We start from the raw sequence: 23,286 nt of genomic DNA, 5'->3' as shown, positions 1-23,286 counted from the left end.
CCGGATAGGGGCTTCCGACGGGGAAGCGCCGTCGGGACATCGCGAGGAGCTCTCGTGCGAGGACAGCGGCCGCACAGCGGCGGTGCGGGCCTGGGGGCCGCGCTCGGTGCCGCCGTCGTCGCCGTGGTCTGCCTCGTCGTGCGCCCCGACGTGCTCGGTGGGCCCGTGCCGGGCCTCCACGGGGCGGCGGTGGTCGTGATCGCCGCCGCGGGGTGGGCGACCGGCCGGTTCTCCCGGCCCGGCGCGGCGTCGGGTCGGCACGCGGTTGCCCGGGACCAGGTCGGGGAGGAGGTCGTCTGGGAGTGCGATGCGTCCGGCCGGCTCACCCATGCCGGGCCGCAGTGCCTCGAGCTCCTCGGCTACGCACCGGAGGAGGCCCGGTCGCTGTCGCTCCACGACATCACCCACCCCGACGAGCACGCCGTGCTCACCCACCTGCTCGCGGCCGGGCGGGGATGGCGGCGTCGTGCGTTCCGCTGCGTGACCAAGGCCGGTGACGCGGTGTGGCTGCGGAGCACCGCCGTGGCACGGACCGACGGTCAGGGTCGTTTCACCGGCCTGCTCGGGGCGTCCCACCCCGTCTGGGAGGCGCCGGCCGGCGATCCCGCGAGGACGTCGGCGGCGATCGTCCGGGTGCTCGCCGACGGCGCCGTGCGGACGGCGTTCCAGCCGATCGTCTCGCTGGCGGACGGCCGGGTGCTGGGAGTGGAGGCGCTGTCCCGGTTCGCCGTGGCGGACGAGGGACGTACCGCGGAGGACTGGTTCACCGACGCCGCGCGGGTCGGGCTCGGCGTCGACCTCGAGATCCACGCAGCCCTGCACGCGCTGCGCCAGGCGACCGCTCTGCCCGGGAACGCGTACGTGTCCGTCAACGTCTCCCCGGAGACGCTGCTGTGGTCGGGGTTCCCCGACGCGCTGCGGGCGGCTCCCGTCCCGCTGTCTCGGGTCGTCGTGGAGCTCACCGAGCACTCGCCGGTGGAGGACTACGACGCCCTCGAGCGGGCGCTCCGGCCGTTGCGGAGAGCGGGTCTGCGCATCGCCGTGGACGACGCGGGAGCCGGCTACGCCACCTTCCGGCACATCCTCCGGCTGGCCCCTGACCTCATCAAGCTCGACCGCAGTCTCATCAGCGGCATCGACGGCGACCCGGCACGGTGGGCGCTCGCCGGCGCCGTCGTGGCGCTCGCCCGCGGGATGCATGCCGTCGTCGTCGCCGAGGGGGTGGAGCGGCCCGAGGAGCGCGCGGCGATGCTGCGCCTCGGCGTCGACGTCGGCCAGGGATACCTGCTGGGCCGACCGAGCACCGAGGAGCGCGACTGGCGCCGTTGGCTGGACCCGGCCTCGTCGGCCCCGACGCGGCTCAGCCGGAGGTCGTGGCCGATGACGCGACCTGGCGTGCCGTGACCGGCCGGCACTGGTCGAGGTAGGCGGCGAGGAACGCGCGCCCCGCGGCCCCGCGGAGGGCGTCGTCCCGGGTGATGATCCCGAGCTCCCACAGCGGCGGGCAGGCCAGCGAGGCGGTCGCCACGCCGGCGAAGGTCTCGCGGTCGATGCAGGCGTAGGGGCCGTACGAGACCCCCATGCCGCGTTGCACCATGTTCAGCAGGGCCAGCCAGTCGTTGATCTCCAGCCGGACCCGGCGCCGCGGCGTGCGCTCCTGCAGCCACGAGTCGAAGAGAGCCCGGGCCCACCAACCGCGCGCCAGGTCGATGAGCGGCTCGTCGACGACGTCCGCGGGGTCCACGTCCCGTGCGCCGGCGAGCCGGTGGCCGTTCGGGCACATGACCGTCAGCGGGGTGCTGATGAGAGGGGTGAAGCGGAGCGCGGAGCCCAGCTGCGGGGTCCGCGGTCCGATCGCGAAGTCCACCTGGCCGTCGGTGACGAGATCCACCATCCCCTGCGCGCCCGCGGGCAGGACGTGCACGTCGACCCCCGGGTGCGCGGACTGGAACGCACGGATGGTCTCCGCGACGTCGACGACCCGGGGGACGGCCATCGCGGCGATGCGCACCGAGCCGCGGAGCAGGCCGGTGACCTCGGCGACCGCGTCGCGCGCTCGCTCGGTGTGGGTCAGGGCGGCACGGGCAGGTTCGAGCAGGGCGCGTCCCGCGTCGGTGAGCTCGGTGCCGCGGCGACCCCGGATGAAGAGTTCGGTGCCGAGCTCCCGCTCCAGGGACAGCAGGGACGCCGACAGGCTGGACTGCACCATGTACAGGCGGGCCGCCGCGGCGGTGAACGATCCCTCCTCGACGACGGCCAGGAAGTACTCGAGCTGCCTCAGCTCCACGGGTGCACCGTGACAGCGCGGGGGGAGGGCGTCGTCGTCGTCCGCATCGGTTCCTCTTCGTGCTCGGCGGCGCGGGAGGAGGAGACCCGCGCCGGTCCTGTGCCGCGGACCGTAGGGAGCCGCGACGGAACTCGCAGGTGTCGTGTCACGGCCGGTCCTCCGGGACCACGGGCGGTCGCCCGGCGGATCCGCCCTAGAGTCGAGCCATGGCATCGGGCGGGGGCGGGCCGGCTCGCCGGACCGGCCGCCGCCCGCTGGACCCGACGAAGGACGAGGCGATCACGGCGGCCGTGGTCGAGGTGCTGGCCCGCCTCGGCGCCGGCGGCTTCACCATGGACGAGGTGGCGCTGACCGCCGGCGTCGGCAAGGCCGCCATCTACCGGCGGTGGCCCAGCAAGACCGACCTGCTGGTCAGCTACACCGAGCGATCGATCGAGGGCACCCTCGACCTGTCGGACACCGGCTCGCTGCGGAACGACCTGGTGGCCCTGCTCACCTCGGCGGCCGCCCACTTCAACGGCCCGGCCGGGCGCGCCAACCGGGCGCTGCTGAGCGCGGTGCACGACGACCCGGCCCTGGCCGCCGCTTATCACGCGGGCCCGGTGGCCCGGTGGGCCGCGGCCTTCGACGAGGTGCTCGGGCGTGCCGTGGGACGGGGGGAGATCGAGCCCACGGGCGGCTCGTCCCTGGCCGCCGAAGCCGGCGCGGGGATCCTCGTCCAGCGCTGGCTGCTGCTGGGAGCCCACATCGACGAGGAGCTCGTCACGGCCGTGGTGGACGACGTGGTGCTGCCCCTCCTCCGCTACCGCGGCGGGGGCCGCCTACCCGACGTACCGACGCCGGGAGAGCCGTCGTCCGAACGTTGAGGCGACGACGTCGGCCGTCAGCCGGCACCCACGCGGGCAGTCGAACTCGACCGGTTCCCCGTCGAGCCAGCCCACGGCGGCGGACCGCCCGCAGCCCGGACAGGTCTCCCAGGTCACGTGCTCGCTCATCGTCGATCCTCCCGCTGCGGCGACGGTCGCGGCGGTCGAGGTGCGCGACGGCCGGCTCCCGACCAGGTTCCTTCCGGTCGGGCCGCTGGTAAATGTCGCCGTTCCGCTGGCCGGCATCGACGGCATCGATGGCTCGTGGGGAGGACCGTCCCCCGCTGCGGGCGTCCCGGGACGGGCCTCGTCGGCAGGATGACCGATGGAGATGCCGCGCCGTGGCGGGTGGCATGGGGGGACCACACCCACTCCCGGGACGGACGATCGATGACCAGCGGATTCTTCCCAGGCCCCTACGGCAGCCCCTTCGACGACTTCTTCGCCCGGTACATGGGTGGCTCCCGCCAGCCGCGGCAGCGCGTCGACATCACCCAGTTCCTGAGCGAGCAGGCCAGGGAGCTGGTGAACGCGGCGGCCCGCCGGGCCGCCGAGGTGGGCAGCCCGGACCTCGACACCGACCACCTGCTGTGGGCGATGACCGACGAGGAGACCACCCGGCACCTGATCGGCCGCGCGGGCGCCGACCCCGCGCAGTTGCGTGCGGACCTCGACGGCCTGGCGCGTCGTGGCGAGCCGCGCGGCGAGACACCGGCGCTCACCCCGGCGGCCAAGCGCGCCCTCCTGGACGCCCACCAGATCTCCCGGGCGCTCGGTTCCACCTACATCGGTCCCGAACACCTGCTGTTCGCACTGGCGGTCAACCCCGACTCGCCGGGCGGGCGGCTCCTGCGCCAGCGGGGCGTCACACCGGAGACCCTGCAGCAGGCAGCCAGCGGTGCAGGTGGCGGGCAGGGGGCAGCCGGCCGGCCTCCGTCGAGCACCCCGACGCTGGACGAGTTCGGCCGCGACCTGACCGCGATGGCCCGCAACGGGGAGATCGACCCGGTGATCGGCCGGGAGCAGGAGATCGAGCAGACCGTCGAGGTGCTGTCCCGGCGACGCAAGAACAACCCCGTGCTCATCGGTGAGGCCGGCGTCGGGAAGACCGCGATCGTGGAGGGGATCGCCGCACAGATCGTCGACGGCGACGTCCCGGAGACGCTGCGCGGCCGCCGCGTGGTGGAGATCGACCTGACCGGGCTGGTCGCCGGAACGCGCTACCGCGGCGACTTCGAGGAGCGGCTGAAGAAGATCATCGACGAGATCCGCGAGCACCGCGACGAGGTCATCGCGTTCATCGACGAGCTGCACACCGTCGTGGGCGCGGGGGCGAGCGAGGGCTCGGGCGGCGCCGGCAACATGCTCAAGCCGGCCCTGGCCCGCGGTGAGCTGCACATCATCGGGGCCACGACGCTCGACGAGTACCGCCGCAACATCGAGAAGGACGCCGCGCTGGAGCGCCGGTTCCAGCCGGTCCTCGTCGCGGAGCCGAGCGTCGAGGACACGGTGCAGATCCTGTGCGGCCTGCGCGACCGCTACGAGGCCCACCACCAGGTTCGGTTCTCGGACGAGGCCGTGGTCGCGGCAGTGGAGCTCTCCGACCGCTACATCACCGACCGGCACCTGCCGGACAAGGCGATCGACCTCATCGACCAGGCGGGCGCACGGGTGCGCCGCCGGGTGAAGACGCCCCCCACCGACCTGCGCGGACTGGAGCAGGAGGTCGAGCGGCTGCAGCGGGAGAAGGACCAGGCCGTGGCCGCCGAGCAGTACGAGCGGGCCTCCCAGCTGCGCGACCAGGTCGCCGAGGCCCAGCAGCGGCTCGAGCTGGCCCGGGACGGCGGCGGTGAGGGTGCGGGTGGGTCCGGTGTTCCGGAGGTCGGTGTCGAGGACATCGCCGAGGTGGTGTCCCGGGCCACCGGCATCCCCGTCAGCCAGCTCACGGAGGAGGAGATGGCGCGGCTGCTCGGCCTGGAGCAGCGGCTGCACGAGCGGGTGGTCGGGCAGGACGAGGCGGTCGAAGTCGTCGCGGAGGCGGTCCGGCGCAGCCGGGTGGGGCTGGGCGACCCCGACCGGCCGATCGGCAGCTTCCTCTTCCTCGGGCCCACCGGCGTGGGCAAGACCGAGCTGGCCCGCGCCCTGGCCGAGGCCCTCTTCGGCGACGAGGACCGGATGATCCGGCTGGACATGAGCGAGTTCCAGGAGCGGCACACGGTCAGCCGGCTGGTCGGGTCCCCGCCCGGCTACGTCGGCTACGAGGACGCCGGGCAGCTCACCGAGGCGGTGCGCCGCCGTCCCTACTCCGTGGTGCTCCTCGACGAGGTCGAGAAGGCCCACCCCGACGTCTTCAACACGTTGCTGCAGGTGCTCGACGACGGCCGGTTGACCGATTCCCAGGGCCGGACGGTCGACTTCCGCAACACCGTGATCATCATGACCAGCAACCTGGGGTCGGAGGCGATCGTCAACGCCGGCCGCGGCCCGCTCGGCTTCACCGGCAACGGCACCGCCGGCGACGACCTGCGCAGCCAGGTCATGCGCCGGCTGCGGGAGTCCTTCCGGCCGGAGTTCCTCAACCGGATCGACGAGATCGTGGTGTTCCAGCAGCTGGACAGCACCCAGCTGGAGCGGATCACGGAGCTGCTGCTGGACGAGACGCGGCGGCGGCTGCGCGCGCAGGGCATCGAGGTGGAGTTCACCCCGGAGGCGGTCAGCTGGCTCGCCGAGCGGGGGTTCGAGCCCCAGTTCGGCGCCCGCCCGCTGCGCCGGGCCATCCAGCGCGAGGTGGACAACCGGCTCTCCCGGCTCATGCTCGACGGCCGGCTGCGCAGCGGCCAGCGAGTGCGCGTCCTGGTCAGGGACGGCGACCTGGACGTCGAGGTGGCGGAGACGCAGGAGGCCGCGACCGCGCCGGCGTGAGCGGACGTGCCCGGGGCGACGTGTGCCGGGCACGGCGACGGCCCCGCAGTCGGCGACTGCGGGGCCGGCCTGGTCAGGTGGTCAGACGAGCCCCTCGTTGTGGGGCTCGATGCTGGCCGACGGATCCACCCCCTCGTCGGCGGCCGGCTGCACGGGGCCCTCGCCGGGCTCGGAACCGGAGCCTGCGGCGGTGTTCCGGGAGGACCGTTCCGGGTCGGTCACGTCCGTGGTCGTCGGCGCCTGACCGATGCGCTTGGCGGCGTCTCCCGTCCCTGTCTCCTCGAGCTCTGACTCGCTCACCACTCCTCCATCCGGTGTCGTCCGTCGCTGGTGATCAGGTACTGCGTTCCTCGGCCTCGAGGCTCCTGGGAGGCCCTTCGGGCCTACGTCGGTCCGGGCACGAGCCGGGCGAACTCCGCGCCGAGCTGGGCGAGCACGTCGTCGAACTCACCGGGCTCCACCGCCTGCCGGGTCGTGGTGAGGACGGCGACCATCCCGTCGCGCGCCTGCTCCTCGGGCACGCCCGCCATCCGGGCGACCCGCAGGGCGAACTCCTCGGGGCCGAAGGGCTGTGCCTCCGGCTCCGGCGGGATGAGGTCGGCCTGCAGCTCTCCCGGCAGCTGGGCACGGAGGTCGTCGGCCTCACCGGCGGTGAGCCGCTCGGCCAGCACGCGCAACGTCGCGTGCACCACTGCCTCCGTCTCCTCGCGGCGGCGCCCGCCCCGGATCTGCACGGACGAGACGAAGTCGTCGTACTGCACTGCTCCTCCTCGTTCCAGGGACCAGGCGCGGCTGGCTCCGGCCGGTGCTCCCAACCTGCGGGATGCCGCCGGGGAAGACCATCGGCAGACCTGCCCATGTGCGCGCTCCGTCCGGCTACCGGTGCGGCACCCGGGTAGCCCTCCCGCGGCGCCGGCACGGTGTCGGGGCCGCCGTCCCGGGGAGGACCACCATGCGAGTCGAGGAGCTGTCGGGCGAGGACGCCGCCGTCTACCGAGCCGTCGCCGAGGCCGAGGTGGGCGCCGGCGCTCCGCACCTGCAGGACATCGCCCGCCGCGCCGGCCTGGACCTCGAGCGGGCACGCGCCGCCGTCCACCGGCTGCTGCACACCGAGCCGAAGATCCTGCGCGAGGTGCCCGACGCGAGCCCGACCGAACTCGGACCGGTGTACGAGCTGGCACCCCGCACCTGACCACGGCCCCCGGATGGGCATGTCTGCCGATATCGGGTGCCGCGCTCGGACGGGTGCAATCGGGGTCCCGGCCCGAACCCGGCGTCGGCACCCACCCGGCACGAGGAGGCAGCGTGAAGGCAGTCGTGTACGACGGACCCCGCCAGGTCAGCGTCAAGGACGTCCCGGACGCGCGGATCGAGCGATCGACCGACGTCCTGGTCCGGATCACCTCGACGAACATCTGCGGCTCCGACCTGCACATGTACGAAGGGCGGACCGACTTCGAGACCGGCCGCTGGTTCGGGCACGAGAACATGGGCCACGTCGTGGAGGTCGGCGACGGGGTCGACAAGGTGAAGGTCGGCGACTGGGTCGTCCTGCCGTTCAACATCGCCTGCGGTCACTGCAAGAACTGCGAGCGGCAGCTCACCAACTACTGCCTGACCGCGCAGCCGGAGCCGAAGATGGCCGGCGCCGCGTACGGCTTCGCCGACATGGGCCCTTGGGCCGGTGGGCAGGCGGAGCTGCTGCGGGTGCCCTGGGGTGATTTCAACTGCCTGCGTCTGGGGGAGGACGCCGAGCAGCGCCAGACCGACTACGTGATGCTCGCCGACATCTTCCCGACCGGCTACCACGCCACCGAGATGGCGGGCGTGAAGCCCGGCGACCAGACGGTCATCTACGGCGCCGGACCGGTCGGGCTCATGGCCGCGCTCTCGGCCACCATCCGGGGGGCCGGCAAGGTCATGGTCGTCGACCGGCATCCCGACCGGCTCAAGCTGGCCGAGTCCATCGGCGCGATCGCCATCGACGACTCGAAGGTCGACCCGGTCGAGGCAGTGCTCGAGCGGACGATGGGGCTGGGCGCGGACAACGGCTGCGAGTGCGTCGGCTACCAGGCGCACGAGCCCGACGGGCAGGAGCAGGCCAACCTCACGATGAACCGGCTGGTCTCCTCGGTGCGCTTCACCGGGACGATCGGCACGGTCGGCGTCTTCGTCCCGCAGGACCCCGGGGCCAGCGACGAGCTGGCGAAGCAGGGCAAGCTCGCCTTCGACTTCGGCATGTTCTGGTTCAAGGGCCAGCACATCGGCAGCGGTCAGGCGCCCATCAAGAAGTACAACCGGCAGCTGCGCGACCTCATCGCCGGCGGCAAGGCAGAGCCGTCGTTCATCGTCAGCCACGAGCTGCCCCTCGACCGCGCGCCGGAGGCCTACGAGCACTTCGACAACCGGGACGACGGCTGGACCAAGGTCGTGCTCCACCCGGCGATGGCGGGTGCCTGACATGGCCACGACGTTGAACGGGCGGCGGGTCGCCATCCTGGCGGCCGACGGGGTGGAGCGCGTCGAGCTGGAGCGGCCTCGTCAGGCGCTGGAGGACGCAGGTGCGCGGACCGACCTGCTGTCGATCCACGACGGCGAGATCCAGGCGCGCAACAACGACCTGGAGGACGCCGGCACCTTCGGGGTCGATCGGCTGGTCGGCGCTTCGTCGGTGGACGAGTACGACGCCCTGCTGCTGCCGGGCGGCACGGTGAACCCGGACCAGCTGCGCATGCAGCCGACGGCGGTCGAGTTCGTCCGGAACTTCGTCCAGTCCGGCAAGCCGGTCGCGAGCATCTGCCACGGGCCGTGGAACTTCGTCGAGGCCGACGTCGCGCGAGGACGGCGGCTCACGTCGTTCCCGAGCATCCGCACCGACCTGCGCAACGCCGGGGCGGAGGTGGTCGACGAGCAGGTCGTCACCGACGGCAACATCACGACCAGCCGATCGCCCGACGACCTGCCGGCCTTCTGCGAACGCATCGTGCAGGAGTTCGCGCGGGCCCCGCAGCCCGCCTCCGCGGGCGGTCGGGCATGACCGGCTCCATCGGCAACGTGGCCTCGCTCGCCGCCCGCGCCGGGGGGAGCGTCGTCCGCCAGGTGCGGTCGGCCATCGACCCGTCCGCTGCCCGGCCCGCCGGCGCCGGCGGGCCGGCGTCCGGGTGGCTCGCGGTGACCGTGCTCCGCGAGCCGGCCGACGTCGACACCGCGCAGCTGCCGGCACCCCTGGCCGAGTACGGCGACCGGATCGAGGTCCGGGTCCGCCCGGCCGCGGGCGGCAAGGGGACCGAGCTGGCGGCCCGGCTGCGCGACCGGCCGGCGTCCGGCACCGCCCTCGGCCGCCTCAGCGGCAGCGATCCGCAGGCCGACCTGCGGTCGGCGCTGCGCCGGGCCAAGCAGCTCATCGAGGTGGGTGAGGTGCTCGCGGTGGACCCCGCCCCCCACGGCAAGCGGTCGGCGACACCCGGCGGCGTGCTCCTGGAGGCGTGGACCAAGGTGGCGCCCAAGGCAGGTGTGCGGTGAAGGCGGTGACCTGGCGGGGGGTCAACGAGGTCGGGGTGGAGGACGTCCCCGAGCCGACGATCCTCAACGACCACGACATCATCCTCGAGGTGGGCCTGTCGGTGACCTGCGGCTCCGACCTCCACCTGCTCGGCGGCTACATCCCCGCGATGCGGGCCGGTGACGTGCTCGGGCACGAGTTCATGGGCACGGTCGCCGAGGTGGGTCCGACGGTGACCAAGCACCGGGTGGGTGACCGCGTGGTGGTGGTCTCGTTCATCGGCTGCGGGCAGTGCTGGTACTGCAAGCAGGGGCTGTGGTCGCTGTGCGACAACGGCAACCCGAACCCGGGGATCACCGAGGCGCTGTGGGGCCAGTCGATCGGCGGCTGCTTCGGGTACTCCCACGCGATGGGTGGCTGGGCGGGTAGCCACGCGCGCTACATCCGCGTGCCCTACGCCGACAACGGGGCCTTCGCCATCCCGGACGGCGTCTCCGACGAGCGGGCGCTGTTCGCCTCCGACGCGGCACCCACCGGCTGGACGGGGGCGCACCAGGCCGGGGTCCAGGCGGGCGACGTCGTCGCGGTGTGGGGTGCCGGGGGAGTCGGCCAGATGGCCGCCCGCGCCGCCATGCTCATGGGAGCCGAGCAGGTCGTCGTCATCGACAGGTACGACAACCGGCTGGAGCAGGTGCGCACGCACATCGGGGCCGAGACCCTCGACTACGAGCAGGTCGACGTCCCTGCGGAGCTGCGCGAGATGACCGGCGGCCGGGGACCGGACGTCTGCATCGAGGCGGTCGGCATGGAGGCGCACCACCCGGGGCCGCAGTACCTCTACGACCAGGTCAAGCAGCAGATGCGGCTGCAGACCGACCGGCCCACGGCGGTGCGTGAGGCGATCTACGCGTGCCGCAAGGGTGGGACGGTGTTCACGCTGGGCGTCTTCGCCGGTCTCGTGGACAAGTTCCCCCTCGGCGCCGTGATGAACAAGGCGCTCACCCTGCGCGGCGCCCAGCAGCACGGGCACCGCTACGTCCCGGACATCCTCGAGCTGATGAGCCGGGACGAGGTGCGGACCGAGCACCTCGCCACCCACGTGATGTCCCTGGACGACGGGCCGAAGGGCTACCGGATGTTCAAGGAGAAGGAGGACGGGTGCGTACGTGCCGTGTTCCGCCCAGGTGGCTGAAGCGCCGACGGCCGGTCCGCACCGGTCCACCGAGCCACGTCGGACGGTGGACCGGAGCCGGGCCGTCGCCGGCCCGGTGCGGGGCGACCGGGTGACGGTCGCGGACGACAGGACGGCGGTGGAGGCCGGCAGCCGGACCACGATCCTGTCGTGGCGTCGCCTGCTGATCTGCCTCGCCGGCGGTCTCGTCGCGGGCGGACTGGCCGTGGTCGCCGGCGTCCCGGAGGTCTCGGTGCTGGCGGGCTGGACGCTGGCCGCCGGTGGCCTGCTGTTCTGGGTGTGGCGGATCAGCTGGCCGCGCGACGCGGCGGGGACCAAGCGGCTGGCCGAGGAGGAGGGGCGGACGCGCGTCACGGACACGGCCGTGCTGGGTGCCGCGGTCGCCAGCCTCGCGGCCGTCGTCGTGGCGCTCGTCCGCTCCAGCTCCGGGGACGCCGTCGGCGTCGCCACCGTGGTGCTCGGCGTCCTGGTGGTGATCCTGTCGTGGGCGCTGGTCAACACGGTCTTCGCGCTCAAGTTCGCCCGCCACTACTACTCCGGCGGCGACGGCGGCATCGACTTCGGCCAGGAGGAACCGCCCGCCTACAGCGACTTCGCCTACCTCGCGTTCACGCTCGGGATGAGCTTCGCGGTACCGGACACCCAGGTCGAGGAGACGTCCATCCGCAAGGTCGCCCTCGGGCACGCGCTGCTGTCCTACCTGTTCGGCACCGTCGTCATCGCGGTCGCCGTCAACCTGGTCACCAACCTCGGGCAGCAGGGGTAGCCGCGGGCCGCCGGGTCAGGCTCCGCCGCGGGCGTGCACCTGGCTGTGGACCCAGCCGATGAGGCAGTACAGGGCGGCGTGGCCCTCGGGGGAGGCGTACTGCTGCTCCGCACGCGCCGCCTCGAGCAGCTCGGCGCTGTCCACGGAGCCCTTCCGGTAGAAGCGCTCCATCACCTTGCCCGACGTGGTGGGGCTGCGGAACAGGCCGGCGATGCCGAGCGCGGTCGCGTCGGACACGGCCAGGGTCACCGGCGGGTGCTTGAGGGCGCCGCGGCGCTCCAGCACGTCGGAGACCTCGGCCGCGACGGCCAGGTCCCCCGAGGCAACGGCCCTGTTGCTCACGATCACGAACGGTCCCCCATGTGGTGCGCGGTGCATCTCTCCGAGACCTGGATCGGCACGGGATCGGCCGTTCTGAAGTCGGCGGGGTGCGTTCTTGCGGATGCCTTGCGCTTTCCGTGCCGGAACCGTGCGCTTCGCCGGGCACGGTCGAGTCGTCGCCGGGTGGAGGTCGCCCGGCCCTCGCACCAGAGGAGCTCCACCGTGCAGAACGCAAGCGTTGCCGCTCCGGCCCGGCGCCGTACCGCGGCGAAGGTCGTCGCGTCCCTCGGCATCGTCAGCGCCACCGTGGCGATCGCCGGCCTGGGCACGTTCGGTTCCTTCACCGAGACCACCGCCCCCGTCGAGACGAACGTCGAGACCGGCACCGTCTCCATCCGCCTGTCACCGGCCGCCACGTACGCGAGCGTGCCGGTGAGCACCGGTGGCTTCATGCCCGGTGACAGCAGCGCGACCCCGTTCGACCTGGTCAACGACGGTGACGTCGCCTGGGACTCGCTGACCTTCACGTCCTGGGCGACCAGCTCCAGCCTGCTCGACACCGACCGGGTGCACGGCCTCCAGCTGACCCTGGAGTCCTGCCCGACGGCCTGGACCGTCGTCGGCAGCGGCTACGCCTGCGGCGGTCCGGTCCGGGAGTTCTACTCCGGGCCGATCATCATGGACGACGCCCTCGCCGGCGCCGCCAGCCTGCAGCCCGGTCAGGTCGACCACCTGCTGGCCACGATCGACTTCCCGTCGACGGCGGGGGAGGCGCACAAGAACAAGCAGAGCCAGCTGGCCTTCAGCTTCACCGCCGTGCAGCGCGACGGCGCCGCCCGCTGATCAACCGCACCGGCACCGCGGGGCGTCCTCCCACCCGGAGGGCGCCCCGCCGTCGTCGTGGCCCCGAGTGTCCGCGCAGGTCAGGCGGGCCTACGGTCGGGACATGGACTCCCACAGCAGCGCGGGCACGACGTCGATCGTGGTCATGGGGGTGTCGGGCTCGGGGAAGTCGACCGTCGCCGCCGGCCTCGTGGAGCAGCTGGGGTGGGAGTTCGCGGAGGGCGACGACTTCCACCCCCGCGAGAACGTCGAGAAGATGCGCAGCGGCACACCGCTGGACGACGACGACAGGTGGCCGTGGCTGCGCCGGCTCGCCGACTGGATCGGGGAGCACGAGGCTGCCGGGAAGTCCGTCGTCGTCACCTGCTCGGCGCTGAAGCGCAGCTACCGGGACCTGCTCCGCGAGGGCCATCCCTCGGTCTGGTTCGCGCACGTGACCGCCGATCGCGAGCTGCTGCGCGACCGGGTCGAGCACCGCAGCGGTCACTACATGCCGTCGTCCCTGCTCGACAGCCAGCTGGCGACCCTCGAACCCCTGCAGGACGATGAATCCGGCGCCGCCATCTCGGGGGCCGGGGCTCCCGAGGACGTCGTCCGGCAGCTCCTCGCCGCGCTCCGTACCGAGCGGGGCGTCCACCCCGAGAGCCGGGAGTGATGGAGACGCTGATCTCCGTGGTCGGCCTGCTCGCTGTCCAGGGCCTGTCCGTCGTCGTCTAGCGCTGCGCGTCCGCTGCCGGTTGCGTGCTTCCGGAGCCGTTCCGCTGGGCATGCACGTGCCCACTCGCGCACCGCGCGGGACGGGGAACGGGGAAACAGCAGATGAGCTCGATCGGTGCAGCGCGGGGGTCCTCCGCCACGGGGTTGTACGGCAGCGAGGTGGGGAGCCGGCCGATCCGGGCGGCGGTCACCGAGTTCACGGGGACGGCGATCCTGGTCTTCGCCGGCACGAGCGCGGCTGTCGCGAGCGCGGTGAGAGGCGACGACGTCTTCGACACCCTGGCCGTCGTCCTGGCGTTCGGGGTCACCCTGGTGGCGCTCGTGGCCGCCTTCGGTCACGTGTCCGGCGCTCACCTGAACCCGGCTGTCACCCTGGGGCTCGCCGCCACCGGCCGCTTCCCCTGGGCCGCGGCCGGTGTCTACGTCGTCGCCCAGCTCGCCGGCGGGCTCGCCGGTGCGGCGGCCACCTGGCTGAGCTACGGCGGCCGGGCCCGGAGCGAGGCGGCGCTCGGGGCCACCGTGCCGGCAGACGGCGTCTCGGTGGGCCGCGCGTTCGTCGTGGAGCTGCTGGTCACCTTCGTGCTGGTGCTCGTGGTGGTCTCGGTCGCCACCGACGACCGCGCGGAGAGTGCGATCGCGCCCGTGGCGGTGGGGTTCGCCCTGGCAGCGGGCATCTTCGTCGCCGGCCCGCTGACGGGTGGCGCGGTCAACCCGGCGCGGGCGTTCGGGCCGGACCTCCTGGCCGGCGAGGTCGGCTCGCTCTGGCTCTACCTGGTCGCGCCCACCGTCGGCGGGATCCTCGCCGCGCTCCTCTACGACCGGGTCCTGTCCCCGGCCGAGCCGCCGGAGTAGGAGTCCGGCCGCGGTCCGGGGGGTCCGCTCGTCGGGCCACCCGGTCACCCGGACGGTGCTCCCTCCGCCGCTCGCCCTGCCGCACCGGCCGGCGGCTGGCAGGCTGAGCGGTCGGACACCGACAGCACGGGAGGAACGTGGAACCGCACAGCCGCCTGCTCGGGGACCGGTACGAGCTCCTGGTGCCGTTGGCCAGCGGGGGGATGGGCCGCGTCTGGCGGGGCCGGGACACCCTGCTCGAGCGGCCCGTGGCGATCAAGGTCCTCCGCAGCGAGTTCAGCGCCGACCGGACGTTCCGTGCCCGGTTCCGTGCCGAGGCGCAGCACACGGCCGCCCTCCACCACCCCGGCATCGCCTCCGTCTTCGACTACGGGGAGGCGGTCCTGGACGGGGAGGCCCTCGCCTACCTCGTGATGGAGCTGGTCGAGGGGGAGACGCTGTCGGACCTGCTGGAGCGGGAGGGGCGGCTGGACGCCGCGCGCACCCTCGACCTCCTGCGGCAGGCCTCCTCCGCGCTGGCCGCCGCGCACGCGGCGGGTGTGGTCCACCGCGACGTCAAGCCGGGGAACATCCTGGTGCGACCCGACGGCGTCGCCAAGATCACCGACTTCGGGATCGCGTGGTCGGCCTCCAGCGTGCCGCTGACCCGGACCGGCCAGGTGATCGGCACGGCGCACTACCTCTCGCCGGAACAGGCGGCGGGCGGCCAGGCCTCACCGGCCAGCGACGTCTACGCCCTGGGCGCGGTCGCCTACGAGTGCCTCGCCGGGCGCCGGGCCTTCGACGGCGAGAACTCCGTGCAGGTCGCGCTGAAGCAGATCCGGGAGGAACCGGCCCCGCTGCCCGCGGACGTCCCCGCGGGGGTCCGGTCGCTGGTCGAGAAGGCCATGGCCAAGGACCCCGCCTCCCGCTACCCCGACGGCGCCGCCCTGCGGGCCGCCGTGGACGCCGCCGCGGACCCGTCCGCCACCGCCCCGATCGGCGCGGTCGGCCGGACCGGGACCGCGGTCCTCCGCGTGCCGGCGGCGGCGACCCCGCCCGCGGCGGTGCGCCGGCGCCGGCTGCCCCTCCCGTTGCTGGCGGGCGCGGGCGCCGCCGTGGTGGCGATCCTGCTGGCGGTCCTGCTGCTGAACGGGCTCGGCGGGACCTCCGGGGAGACACCGGCGCAGGACGCCACCACCAGCGCCCCGCAGACGCCTCGGACGGTGGCAGTCGCGGCCGCCGACCTCGTCGGCCGGCCCGTGGACGACGTCCAGGCGGAACTGGTCGCCGCCGGCCTGCAGGTCGACGTCGTCCCCGTCGAGTCCACCGCCGTCGCGGCCGGGCTCGTGACCGCCGCGTCGCCGGAGGGCGACCTCGCGCCCGACGCGCTCGTCACACTCTCCTACGCCGTCGCGCCCGTTCCGCAGCCCGAGCCGAGGCCGGGGCCGGGCAACGGGCCGGGCGGCGAGGAGGACGGGCCCGGCGGCGGCAAGGAGGACGAACCCGACGGCGACGGCGACGGAGGCCCCGGCCGCGGCAAGGGCCGCGACGACTGACCGCCGTCCGCAGGGCTCAGCCCTCGTCGGGGGCCGGCTCCTCGGGAACCCGGCGGTCGGCCGCCGACCGGCCGTTGTCGACGCTCCGGTCGTACTGCCGCCGCTCCACCCGGAGGGTCTGGTTCCGCACGGTGGTGGCGTGGTCGGCGATCTCCGCCGTCCCTCCCGCCAGCCGCTTCTGGACGACGGTGAGCGCGGCCCGGTGGTCGCGGATCGAGAGCAGCACCTGGTCGAAGCTCTCGCTCACCACGTACTTGGTGCCGTCGACCAGGTGGACGACGGTGTCGGGGTCGGTCTCCACCCGCTCGATGAGCGTCGGGTCGACGGAGAAGTGCTCCCCGTTGCGGCAGGTGACACCGATCATGGAGCGGTCCTTCCGCTCGTGCGGGGCAGCGGACCCCGGTGGCGCCGGTGACGGCACTCCCTGCATCGGCGCGCGGACGGCGCGGCTGTAGCCGAATCGCCCGGATCTCACCCTCACGGCGGGCGATCGGTGCTGGTCAGAAGCCGAAGAGCAGACCCAGCCCACCGAGCGTGAAGCAGACCATCACCAGGACGAGCGGCAGCTGGTCGGAGGCCCGGGCCCGGCGGGCCGAGAGCAGCGCCCGCTCGTGCGCCAGGGTGACGCCGACGACGTGGCCGAGGATGATCGCGCCGACCTGCACCAGGGCGATGACGTCGGAGCTGACCGCGGTGAGGTCGACCCGGTTGCCGTAGGTGCCGAACAGGTCGACCCCGTCGACGCCGAAGGGGTTGCTGGCCAGGATCCAGGTGGTCTGGCCGTCGAGCGCGAGCAGGCTGAAGTAGTGCGCCACGGTGTACCCGAGCGCGATCGGGATGACGGTGGCGGCGTACCGGCCCGGCTGCACAGCGGGGTCCTGACCGGCCATCCGGCCGGAGAGCCGGGTGCCCAGCACGTACAGCGCGCCCACGATCGCGATCATCGCCAGCAGGCCCAGGGTCCCCGACAGCGTGTCGTTCGCCGACCCGGGGCCGCTCTGCCAGAACACCGTGCGGGAGAGCCCGTCGAACGCCGTCGAGCCGAGCAGCACCACCACGAGGGCGGCGAGCCCCGGTTGCTCGGGCGTCGCCATCGCGTTGGCCAGCGGGTTGCGCAGCACCAGCCGGCCGTCGTCCCGGCGCCCCCACGGGGAGAGCCGGGCGATCAGGGTCGAGTACGCCTCGAAGCCGTCGCCGTGGGCGAACCACCGCTCGCCGAACCACAGCGACAGGGCCAGCTGCACGACCGCGTGGGCGATGAGGAAGACCGCCACCGTGGTGGGCTCGGAGCGGCCGGGGTAGACCAGCTCGAGCCACACGAACACCAGCAGCGAGCCGGCTGCCGGCCACAGCCCCAGCGCCGGCAGCCGGGCGGCGCCGCGCGCCCGGGGGACGAGGACCCGCAGCCCGCGGTGCAGCAGCCGCAGCGGGTTGGCCACCCGCGCGACGGGACCGAGCAGCAGGCTCAGCGGGACCAGACCAACCCAGAAGGTGACGTAGAGGACCCAGGGGGCCAGGTTCCGCGAGGCGTCGTCGGGACCCCAGAGGGCGACGGCGACGACGAAGCACGCGGCCAGCAGCGCCAGCGCCTGGAGGCCGCGGCGCAGCGGCGCGCCGTCGAGCACCCGTTGCAGACCGGCCGGCAGCGGACGGCCGGAGCCGGAGCCGGAGCCGCCCAGCCGCGGGGTGCGCCAGAAGAGCAGCAGGACGGCGAAGCTGGCGAGGATCGCCGCGCCGGCGCCGTAGAGCGCGAAGCCGATCGGGATCGGCAGGTCCGTGCGGGAGCCGACGCCGTGCGCGAGGACGTTCACCCGACCTGCAGCGAGAGCAGCACCGTGCCCGCCTCGTGCAGCTCCACCTCGAACACCCCCGGGATCGTGGCGTCGAACTCCACCGTGGCGGGCGTGCCCGGAGCGAGGTCGGCGCCCAGGTCGTAGCCGTGCACGTGCAGCTCGTCGGCGACGTCGCTGGTGACCACCAGGGTGACGTGCTCGCCGGCCGGCACGGGCACCCGGCCGGTGGCGCCGCTGACCTGGCCGCCGGTGACGGTCACCTCGATCCGCTGACCGGAGGCCGCGGTGGCCTCCGGGGCCGCGGACGCGCTGCTGCTCGCGGTGGCCGGGGCCGACGAGCTCCTCGACGTGCCCGACCCGGCGGACGCCGGCTCGTCGGTGCCGGCGCAGCCGGCCACGACGAGGGTGACGCCCAGGCTGAGCAGGGCAGCAGGGAACCGGGACGGTCGAGCGGTCACAGCGGTGCTCCAGGAGTCGAGAGGGGGCTCAGCGGGAGCCGAGCTCGCTGGCGGGGCGGTCACCGGCGTCCGGCGCGTCGGCCGGTGTGTCCGGGTAGGGCTCCCGGGCACCGGCCCGCCGCGAGTAGCGGCCCACGCCCCACGACAGCGCCGCGATCAGCGCCAGGGTGCAGCCGAGCACCACGAGGTTCGCCACCAGCCACAGCCCGCCGCCGGAGGCCTTCAGCTCCCGCTGCAGGATCTCGACCTCGGGGATCGTGCCCCGCGTCATCCCGTCGTCGGCCTCGATGGCGTCGGCCGGGATGGCCTCGTCCTCGGGCAGGTAGATGGGGACGGCGCTGAGCACCCGGCCGTCGTGGATGCGCAGCAGCGTCTTCCAGTCGCCGTGCAGCGGGACGGGCTCGGTCGTCCGGTAGCTGCCCTCACCGGTCTCCTCGAGCGCGGTCACGACCAGCCCCTGGCCCTGCCACGAGGTGATCTGCACCCACGCCGGGTCGTCGAGCGCGTCCGCCGGCTCGAGCTGGACGCTGATGTCCGCCGTCCGCGGGTCGGTGCTGACGTCCTCGATCGTGAAGGTCGCCTCGACGTCGTCCGGGACGGTGGCGATCAGGCCGTTGGTGACGCAGGCAGCGATCACCAGCACCGAGCCGACCAGCACCGTGCGCGCGACGGCGGGGCGGGGGAGGCGCCGGCGCAGGCCGGTGGCCAGCAACGCACCGAGCAGGGCGCCGGCGACGCCGCCGGCGATCGCCATGAGCGTGCCCTCGACCAGGATGTCGCTGTCCCACGACAGGGTCTGGGTGAACTGGGTCCAGCCCCACTCGGTCGCGTGCCCCAGCGTCCCGATCGCGACGCCGAAGACGGTGGCCGACAGCAGCGGCCGGCGGGCGAGCGGCAGCACCAGCGCCAGCAGCTCGACCACGATCGCCGAGCCCAGGTACAGCGGGAACATCGGGACGATCTCGCCGAAGCCCGGGCCCACGACCAGCGCGATCCCGCCGCGGATGACGAGGAAGAACGCGGTCGCGGCCAGGGCGCCGCCCTTGCCGATGAACAGCCGGGCGGCGACCAGGGCCATGCCGGCGGCGGCGGCGATCATGAACGGCTCGAGCACCAGCCGGAACTGCGGGACGTCGAAGTCGTACTCGCCCTGGAAGACCGAGAGCCCGAGCAGCAGGCCGCCCATCGCCGACGCCTGGCGGACGAACCGCGCGGTCTGCCCGACCTTCCGGTCGCCGTCGTCCGTGGAGAGCCCGCCGTGGCCCTCCTGCTCGAGGATCAGCAGGCCGATGATCGACAGGCCGGCGCCGGTGATCAGCATCAGGTGCGTCGGGCCCCAGAGCGTGACGTCCTGGCCGAAGAGGCGGTGCCAGACGTCGTCCAGGGGGAAGCCGAGCAGGGCGTAGAAGCCCGCGCCGGTCAGCAGGATGCCGCCGACGGGCACGTCCCAGCCCTTGATGAAGCGGACGGCGGCGGGGCCGGGCTTCTCGTCGAGGGGCATCGCGCAGGCGAAGACGCCGCCGGCGAAGACGCCGAAGAGCCCGAAGAGGATGAGGTAGTGCGCGGGGTTGGCCAGGGGCCCCTCGTCGCGGCCGACGCCGATGTGCAGCGAGATGTCCCAGAGCATGCCCAGGAGGGCCACGAGCAGGGAGACCGTGGTCAGGACGGTCGGGAGCGCCACCCACGGCGGGACGCCGGTCGCCTTGCCCAGCGTGGTGCCGATGCGCGTGAGCACGGTGGACCGCCGCGTGCGGTGCAGGAAGACCAGGCCCAGCAGGACCACGGTCAGCCCGAGTCCGATCGCGGTCGCCAGGATCACCTCGCCGATGGCGGCGCCTCCGGCGGGACGTGTGTCAGCAGCGAGCAACACGGAAACCTCCTGAGCCATGAGCCCTATGCAACACCCATGACGGTGACATCGACAACTGATACATAAACGAGCGGATTACCGTGGACGTCACGACGAGGAGGAGGTGTCGGTGGTCACGCCCGGCCAGGTCCCGCACGAGGACGACGACGGCGACCGCGAGCTGACGGTCGACGAGCTCGCCGCCCGCGTGGGTGTCACCGTGCGCAACCTGCGCGCCTACTCGGCGCGCGGCCTCCTGCCGCCGCCGCGCATGGTGGGGCGCACCGGCTACTACGGGCGCGAGCACGTCGCCCGGCTGCTGCTCGTGCGCGAGATGCTGGCCGAGGGCTACTCGCTGGCGATGATCGAGCGGACCCTCGCCTCGGCGCCGGCCACCGCGAGCTCGGCCACCCTCGCGCTGCACCGCGCGCTGCTGGCGCCGTGGCTGCCGCCCGAGCCGGAGACCACGACGGGCGCCGAGCTGGCCGCGAAGGCCGGTGTGCCGGAGGACTCGGCCCTGGTCGACCGGCTCGTCGGCCTCGGCCTCGTGGAGCGCACGGGAGAGGGCGGTCTGCGGGTGCTCGACCCGGCGCTGCTCACCGCGGGCCTGCAGGTCGTGAACCTCGGCGTGCCGCCGGAGGACCTCATCGAGGCGCAGACCCGGGTCAACCAGCACGTCCGCGAGATCGCCCAGACCTACGTCGGCATGTTCGTGCGCACCGGCTGGCAGGCGTTCCTCGACGCCGGGTCACCACCCGAGCAGTTGGACGCGCTGCGGGACACCGTCGCGCGCCTGCAGCCGGCCGCCGCGCAGGCGGTGCTGGCCGCGTTCCGCACCGAGATGGCTGCGGCGGTGGAGCAGGCGCTGGAGGCCGAGCTCAGTCGGCTGCAGGGGGACCGTTGATCTCCTCGCGCGCCATGGCGGCGCGGCGGGCGTCCTCCGCCTCCTCCTGAGCGCTCAGCCGCCGGTCGCGGACGACCGCGCCCACCACGAGGGCGACGAGGATGGCCGCCGGGACGAAGAAGCCGAGCGTCCCCAGGACCTTGAGGCCGTCGGTCGCCAGGACGTCGAAGGCACCGGTCATGGCCCCCATGGTGACACCGTCCGCTGTCACGGTGCCAGGCGGAGGGCTCAGTCGCTGACCCTGCCGTCGCGCCAGTAGCCCATGAAGGCGATGGAGCGGCGGTCGACGCCGCGCTCCTGCACCAGGTGACGGCGCAGCCCCTTCACCACGCCGGCCTCACCGGCCAGCCAGGCGTACACCCCGGAGGAGCGGCGGGGGAGCGACTCCTCCTCCGGCACCTCCCAGAGGATCCCGGCGTCCACGTCGACGTCCTCGAGCGGCAGCCCGGGGGTCGGGGCCAGGACGTCGGACAGCTCCTCGACGGTGGCGACGACGGCCGCGGTGAGGAGTGCCCCGCGGGGAGCCGGCGCGCCGCCGTCGTCGGGCCAGCGGGGGAGCCAGGTGATGCGGACGCCGGCCGGAGCGGCGACGTTCAGGGCGTCGGCCGCCGTCGGCACCTCCAGGAGGACGTGCGCCCGCTGCCCCGCGGGCAGGGTCTCCACGATCGCGCAGATGGCCGGCACGGCGGTCTCGTCGCCGGCGATGAGCAGGCAGGACGCATCGGCGGGCGGGTGCCACTCGAAGCCGCCGGTCGGCCCCGGGAACGGCCGGTTGGGGCCGATCAGCACGACCTCGTCGCCGACCGCCGCGGTCTCGGCCCAGGCGGACGCCGGCCCGGTGGCGCCGTGCAGGACGAAGTCGACGTCCACCTCGCCGGCCTCGGGACGCAGGGCGCGGATCGTGTAGGTGCGGATCGGCATCTGCCGCTCGACCGGGAGGGCCCGCCAGGCGCCGTACCAGTCGGGGTCGGCGGGGAAGTCGACGACGGCCTGGCCGGGGAGGGGCAGGACGACCTTGATCCGCTGGTCGAAGCCGTTGGAGGCGAAGTCGGCCATGTCCGGACCGGTGAAGGTCACGCGCAGGAAGCTGGGGCTCAGCCGCTGCAGGCGTGCTACCTGCACGACGAACGGCCGGTAGACCGGGACCTGCAGTGCCTCGACGGTCATGCGCCCTCTCCCGGTTGCCGGCAGGTGATGGGCGGGAACCGACTTAGGCTAGCCTCACCTGGCTTCGTGACGGAGTCTTGCACACCGGCGCGGAGGGATCCAGAGGCATGTCCCACCGAAGTGGCGTGCCGACCCCGAAGGAGAACGATGAGACGCCCCGCCCTGCCCACGACCGCTCTGGTCCTCGCCGTCGCGCTCTCGCTGACCGCCTGCGGCGGTGCCGAGGAGAGCGGCACGGCCGCCGAGCCGTCCGCCGCCGACGCCGCGTTCCCGCGCACCGTCGAGCACGCCATGGGCAGCACCGAGATCGCCGAGCGACCCGAGCGGGTCGTCGTCCTGGACACCGGCGAGCTGGACACCGCCCTGTCCCTCGGCGTCACCCCGGTCGGCGCCGTGACCACCGCGGTCTCGGACGACTTCCTCAGCTACCTGGCCGACGACGCCGCGGACGTCGAGGTGGTCGGCACGATCGCCGAGCCGAACCTCGAGGCGATCGCGGCCGTGCAGCCGGACCTCATCCTGTCGAACAAGACGCGGCACGAGGACATCTACGAGGAGCTGTCGCAGATTGCCCCGACCGTCTTCGCCGACCGCGTCGGCGCGGTCTGGAAGGACAACCTCCGGCTCGACGCCGAGGCGCTCGGCCTGGAGGACGAGGCGGAGGACCTCATCGACGCCTACGAGGAGGACGCCGCCGCCCTGGGCGAGGAGATCGGCGACCCCGCCGGGACGACGGTCAGCACGATGCGCTTCGTCGAGGGCGCGATCCGCGTGTACACCACGGACTCCTTCATCGGCACGGTGATGGCCGACATCGGGCTGGACCACCTGCAGCTGCCGACGCAGGAGGTCGCGACTTTCGCCGAGCTGAGCGCCGAGCAGGTCACGCAGGCCGACGCGGACATCGTCCTGTACTCGTCCTACGGGGCGGCCGCCGACTCGGGTGAGGACGCGGTCGTCGCCGGCCCGCTGTGGCCGCGGCTGCGCGCGGTCGCCGAGGGCCGGGCGCACGCGGTGGAGGACGACGTCTTCTACACCGGCATCGGGCTGCGCGCCGCGACGCTGCAGCTGGAGGAGCTCCGCGAGCTGCTGACCTGATCCCGGGACTTTCGGTACAGGAGGTCCCGGGACTTTCTGTACCGAAAGTCCCGGGAGGGGGGGGGGGGGGGGGGGGCCCCCCCCGGGGGGGGGCCCCCCCCCGGGCCGGGGGGGGGCGGGCCGCGCCCCCCCCCCACCACGGTGTCGGTGTCGTGCGGGGTGGGACTCAGCGCTCAGCGCCCGTCGGTGTCGACGACGTCGACCCGGAGGC

At 73.7% G+C, this 23,286-nt stretch carries 25 protein-coding genes; 15 read left to right on the top strand and 10 right to left on the bottom strand.

Features of this window, described 5'->3' with window-relative positions; translation table 11 throughout:
* Window positions 1-54 precede the first annotated feature (54 nt).
* The gene (locus ACI78T_RS20140; RefSeq protein WP_456559913.1) at window positions 55-1,404 is read left to right on the top strand and encodes a sensor domain-containing phosphodiesterase; all 1,350 of its coding nucleotides are present in this window, start codon (window positions 55-57) and stop codon (window positions 1,402-1,404) included.
* Here ACI78T_RS20140 and ACI78T_RS20135 read toward each other — a convergent pair.
* The gene (locus ACI78T_RS20135; protein ID WP_456559912.1) at window positions 1,361-2,287 is read right to left on the bottom strand and encodes a LysR family transcriptional regulator; all 927 of its coding nucleotides are present in this window, start codon (window positions 2,285-2,287) and stop codon (window positions 1,361-1,363) included. The two genes, ACI78T_RS20140 and ACI78T_RS20135, sit on opposite strands and share 44 nt — an antisense overlap.
* A gap of 206 nt (window positions 2,288-2,493) precedes the next feature.
* On the opposite strand from ACI78T_RS20135, the gene ACI78T_RS20130 reads away from it, so the two are divergent.
* Both ACI78T_RS20130 and ACI78T_RS20125 read left to right on the top strand, forming a co-directional pair.
* A complete protein-coding gene (locus ACI78T_RS20130; RefSeq protein ID WP_456559911.1) occupies window positions 2,494-3,153 on the top strand; it encodes a TetR/AcrR family transcriptional regulator in 660 nt (219 codons plus the stop codon).
* Between the two features lie 390 nt (window positions 3,154-3,543).
* Window positions 3,544-6,075, top strand: coding sequence for an ATP-dependent Clp protease ATP-binding subunit (locus ACI78T_RS20125; RefSeq protein WP_456559910.1), 2,532 nt, complete (start codon window positions 3,544-3,546; stop codon window positions 6,073-6,075).
* An 81-nt stretch (window positions 6,076-6,156) separates the two neighbouring features.
* Here the strand turns inward: ACI78T_RS20125 and ACI78T_RS20120 are convergent, their stop codons facing one another.
* Window positions 6,157-6,375: a hypothetical protein gene (locus tag ACI78T_RS20120; protein ID WP_456559909.1), complete on the bottom strand. Its 219-nt coding sequence runs from the start codon at window positions 6,373-6,375 to the stop codon at window positions 6,157-6,159.
* 83 nt (window positions 6,376-6,458) lie between these two features.
* Entirely contained in the window at window positions 6,459-6,836 is a 378-nt protein-coding gene (locus ACI78T_RS20115) for a DUF2267 domain-containing protein (protein WP_456559908.1), read from the bottom strand.
* A gap of 191 nt (window positions 6,837-7,027) precedes the next feature.
* Here ACI78T_RS20115 and ACI78T_RS20110 point away from each other — a divergent pair, with 191 nt between their 5' ends.
* The 6 genes from ACI78T_RS20110 (at window position 7,028) to ACI78T_RS20085 (ending at window position 11,535) form a co-directional block, all read left to right on the top strand.
* Entirely contained in the window at window positions 7,028-7,267 is a 240-nt protein-coding gene (locus ACI78T_RS20110; RefSeq protein ID WP_456559907.1) for a hypothetical protein, read from the top strand.
* Window positions 7,268-7,380: 113 nt separating this feature from the next.
* Window positions 7,381-8,535 carry a glutathione-independent formaldehyde dehydrogenase gene (locus ACI78T_RS20105; protein WP_456559906.1) on the top strand — a complete coding sequence of 385 codons (1,155 nt, stop codon included), beginning with the start codon at window positions 7,381-7,383 and terminating at the stop codon, window positions 8,533-8,535.
* A gap of 1 nt (window position 8,536) precedes the next feature.
* Window positions 8,537-9,112, top strand: a complete 576-nt coding sequence (locus tag ACI78T_RS20100) for a type 1 glutamine amidotransferase domain-containing protein (protein ID WP_456559905.1) — start codon at window positions 8,537-8,539, stop codon at window positions 9,110-9,112.
* Complete coding sequence (locus tag ACI78T_RS20095) at window positions 9,109-9,597, top strand: hypothetical protein (RefSeq protein WP_456559904.1); 489 nt, start codon at window positions 9,109-9,111, stop codon at window positions 9,595-9,597. The genes ACI78T_RS20100 and ACI78T_RS20095 overlap by 4 nt, the downstream gene beginning before the upstream one ends.
* Before the next feature lie 5 nt (window positions 9,598-9,602).
* Window positions 9,603-10,769, top strand: coding sequence for a zinc-dependent alcohol dehydrogenase (locus ACI78T_RS20090; RefSeq protein WP_456559903.1), 1,167 nt, complete (start codon window positions 9,603-9,605; stop codon window positions 10,767-10,769).
* A gap of 46 nt (window positions 10,770-10,815) precedes the next feature.
* Window positions 10,816-11,535: a DUF1345 domain-containing protein gene (locus ACI78T_RS20085; RefSeq protein WP_456559902.1), complete on the top strand. Its 720-nt coding sequence runs from the start codon at window positions 10,816-10,818 to the stop codon at window positions 11,533-11,535.
* Between the two features lie 15 nt (window positions 11,536-11,550).
* Here the strand turns inward: ACI78T_RS20085 and ACI78T_RS20080 are convergent, their stop codons facing one another.
* The gene (locus ACI78T_RS20080) at window positions 11,551-11,877 is read right to left on the bottom strand and encodes a hypothetical protein (RefSeq protein WP_456559901.1); all 327 of its coding nucleotides are present in this window, start codon (window positions 11,875-11,877) and stop codon (window positions 11,551-11,553) included.
* A gap of 201 nt (window positions 11,878-12,078) precedes the next feature.
* Here ACI78T_RS20080 and ACI78T_RS20075 point away from each other — a divergent pair, with 201 nt between their 5' ends.
* The 4 genes from ACI78T_RS20075 to ACI78T_RS20060 all read left to right on the top strand — a co-directional run bounded on the left by ACI78T_RS20075 (window position 12,079) and on the right by ACI78T_RS20060 (window position 15,806).
* Window positions 12,079-12,699 (top strand): hypothetical protein, encoded by a 621-nt coding sequence (locus tag ACI78T_RS20075; RefSeq protein ID WP_456559900.1) that lies wholly within the window; start codon window positions 12,079-12,081, stop codon window positions 12,697-12,699.
* Window positions 12,700-12,802: 103 nt separating this feature from the next.
* A complete protein-coding gene (locus ACI78T_RS20070) occupies window positions 12,803-13,354 on the top strand; it encodes a gluconokinase (protein ID WP_456559899.1) in 552 nt (183 codons plus the stop codon).
* A 164-nt stretch (window positions 13,355-13,518) separates the two neighbouring features.
* Window positions 13,519-14,268: an MIP/aquaporin family protein gene (locus ACI78T_RS20065; RefSeq protein WP_456559898.1), complete on the top strand. Its 750-nt coding sequence runs from the start codon at window positions 13,519-13,521 to the stop codon at window positions 14,266-14,268.
* Between the two features lie 137 nt (window positions 14,269-14,405).
* Window positions 14,406-15,806: a serine/threonine protein kinase gene (locus ACI78T_RS20060; protein WP_456559897.1), complete on the top strand. Its 1,401-nt coding sequence runs from the start codon at window positions 14,406-14,408 to the stop codon at window positions 15,804-15,806.
* 16 nt (window positions 15,807-15,822) lie between these two features.
* Here ACI78T_RS20060 and ACI78T_RS20055 read toward each other — a convergent pair whose 3' ends face one another.
* The 4 genes from ACI78T_RS20055 to ACI78T_RS20040 form a co-directional block, all read right to left on the bottom strand.
* The gene (locus ACI78T_RS20055; protein WP_456559896.1) at window positions 15,823-16,170 is read right to left on the bottom strand and encodes a flagellar FlbD family protein; all 348 of its coding nucleotides are present in this window, start codon (window positions 16,168-16,170) and stop codon (window positions 15,823-15,825) included.
* Between the two features lie 136 nt (window positions 16,171-16,306).
* Entirely contained in the window at window positions 16,307-17,617 is a 1,311-nt protein-coding gene (locus ACI78T_RS20050; RefSeq protein ID WP_456559895.1) for a hypothetical protein, read from the bottom strand.
* Window positions 17,614-18,057 (bottom strand): hypothetical protein, encoded by a 444-nt coding sequence (locus ACI78T_RS20045; RefSeq protein ID WP_456559894.1) that lies wholly within the window; start codon window positions 18,055-18,057, stop codon window positions 17,614-17,616. Before ACI78T_RS20045 ends, ACI78T_RS20050 begins: the two co-directional genes overlap by 4 nt.
* 28 nt (window positions 18,058-18,085) lie before the next feature.
* Complete coding sequence (locus ACI78T_RS20040) at window positions 18,086-19,927, bottom strand: hypothetical protein (RefSeq protein ID WP_456559893.1); 1,842 nt, start codon at window positions 19,925-19,927, stop codon at window positions 18,086-18,088.
* A gap of 109 nt (window positions 19,928-20,036) precedes the next feature.
* Here ACI78T_RS20040 and ACI78T_RS20035 point away from each other — a divergent pair, with 109 nt between their 5' ends.
* A complete protein-coding gene (locus ACI78T_RS20035; protein WP_456559892.1) occupies window positions 20,037-20,810 on the top strand; it encodes a MerR family transcriptional regulator in 774 nt (257 codons plus the stop codon).
* On the opposite strand, the gene ACI78T_RS20030 is transcribed toward ACI78T_RS20035, so the two are convergent.
* Window positions 20,785-20,991 carry a hypothetical protein gene (locus ACI78T_RS20030; RefSeq protein WP_456559891.1) on the bottom strand — a complete coding sequence of 69 codons (207 nt, stop codon included), beginning with the start codon at window positions 20,989-20,991 and terminating at the stop codon, window positions 20,785-20,787. The genes ACI78T_RS20035 and ACI78T_RS20030 overlap by 26 nt on opposite strands.
* A gap of 47 nt (window positions 20,992-21,038) precedes the next feature.
* Window positions 21,039-21,977 (bottom strand): siderophore-interacting protein, encoded by a 939-nt coding sequence (locus ACI78T_RS20025; protein WP_456559890.1) that lies wholly within the window; start codon window positions 21,975-21,977, stop codon window positions 21,039-21,041.
* Window positions 21,978-22,124: 147 nt separating this feature from the next.
* On the opposite strand from ACI78T_RS20025, the gene ACI78T_RS20020 reads away from it, so the two are divergent.
* Window positions 22,125-23,075: an ABC transporter substrate-binding protein gene (locus ACI78T_RS20020; protein WP_456559889.1), complete on the top strand. Its 951-nt coding sequence runs from the start codon at window positions 22,125-22,127 to the stop codon at window positions 23,073-23,075.
* Window positions 23,076-23,286: the final 211 nt, after the last annotated feature.

The organism is Blastococcus sp. SYSU D00922, assembly GCF_054050495.1.
Note: the sequence above shows the minus strand (reverse complement) of the source record. Positions and strands in the feature narration are given on the sequence as shown.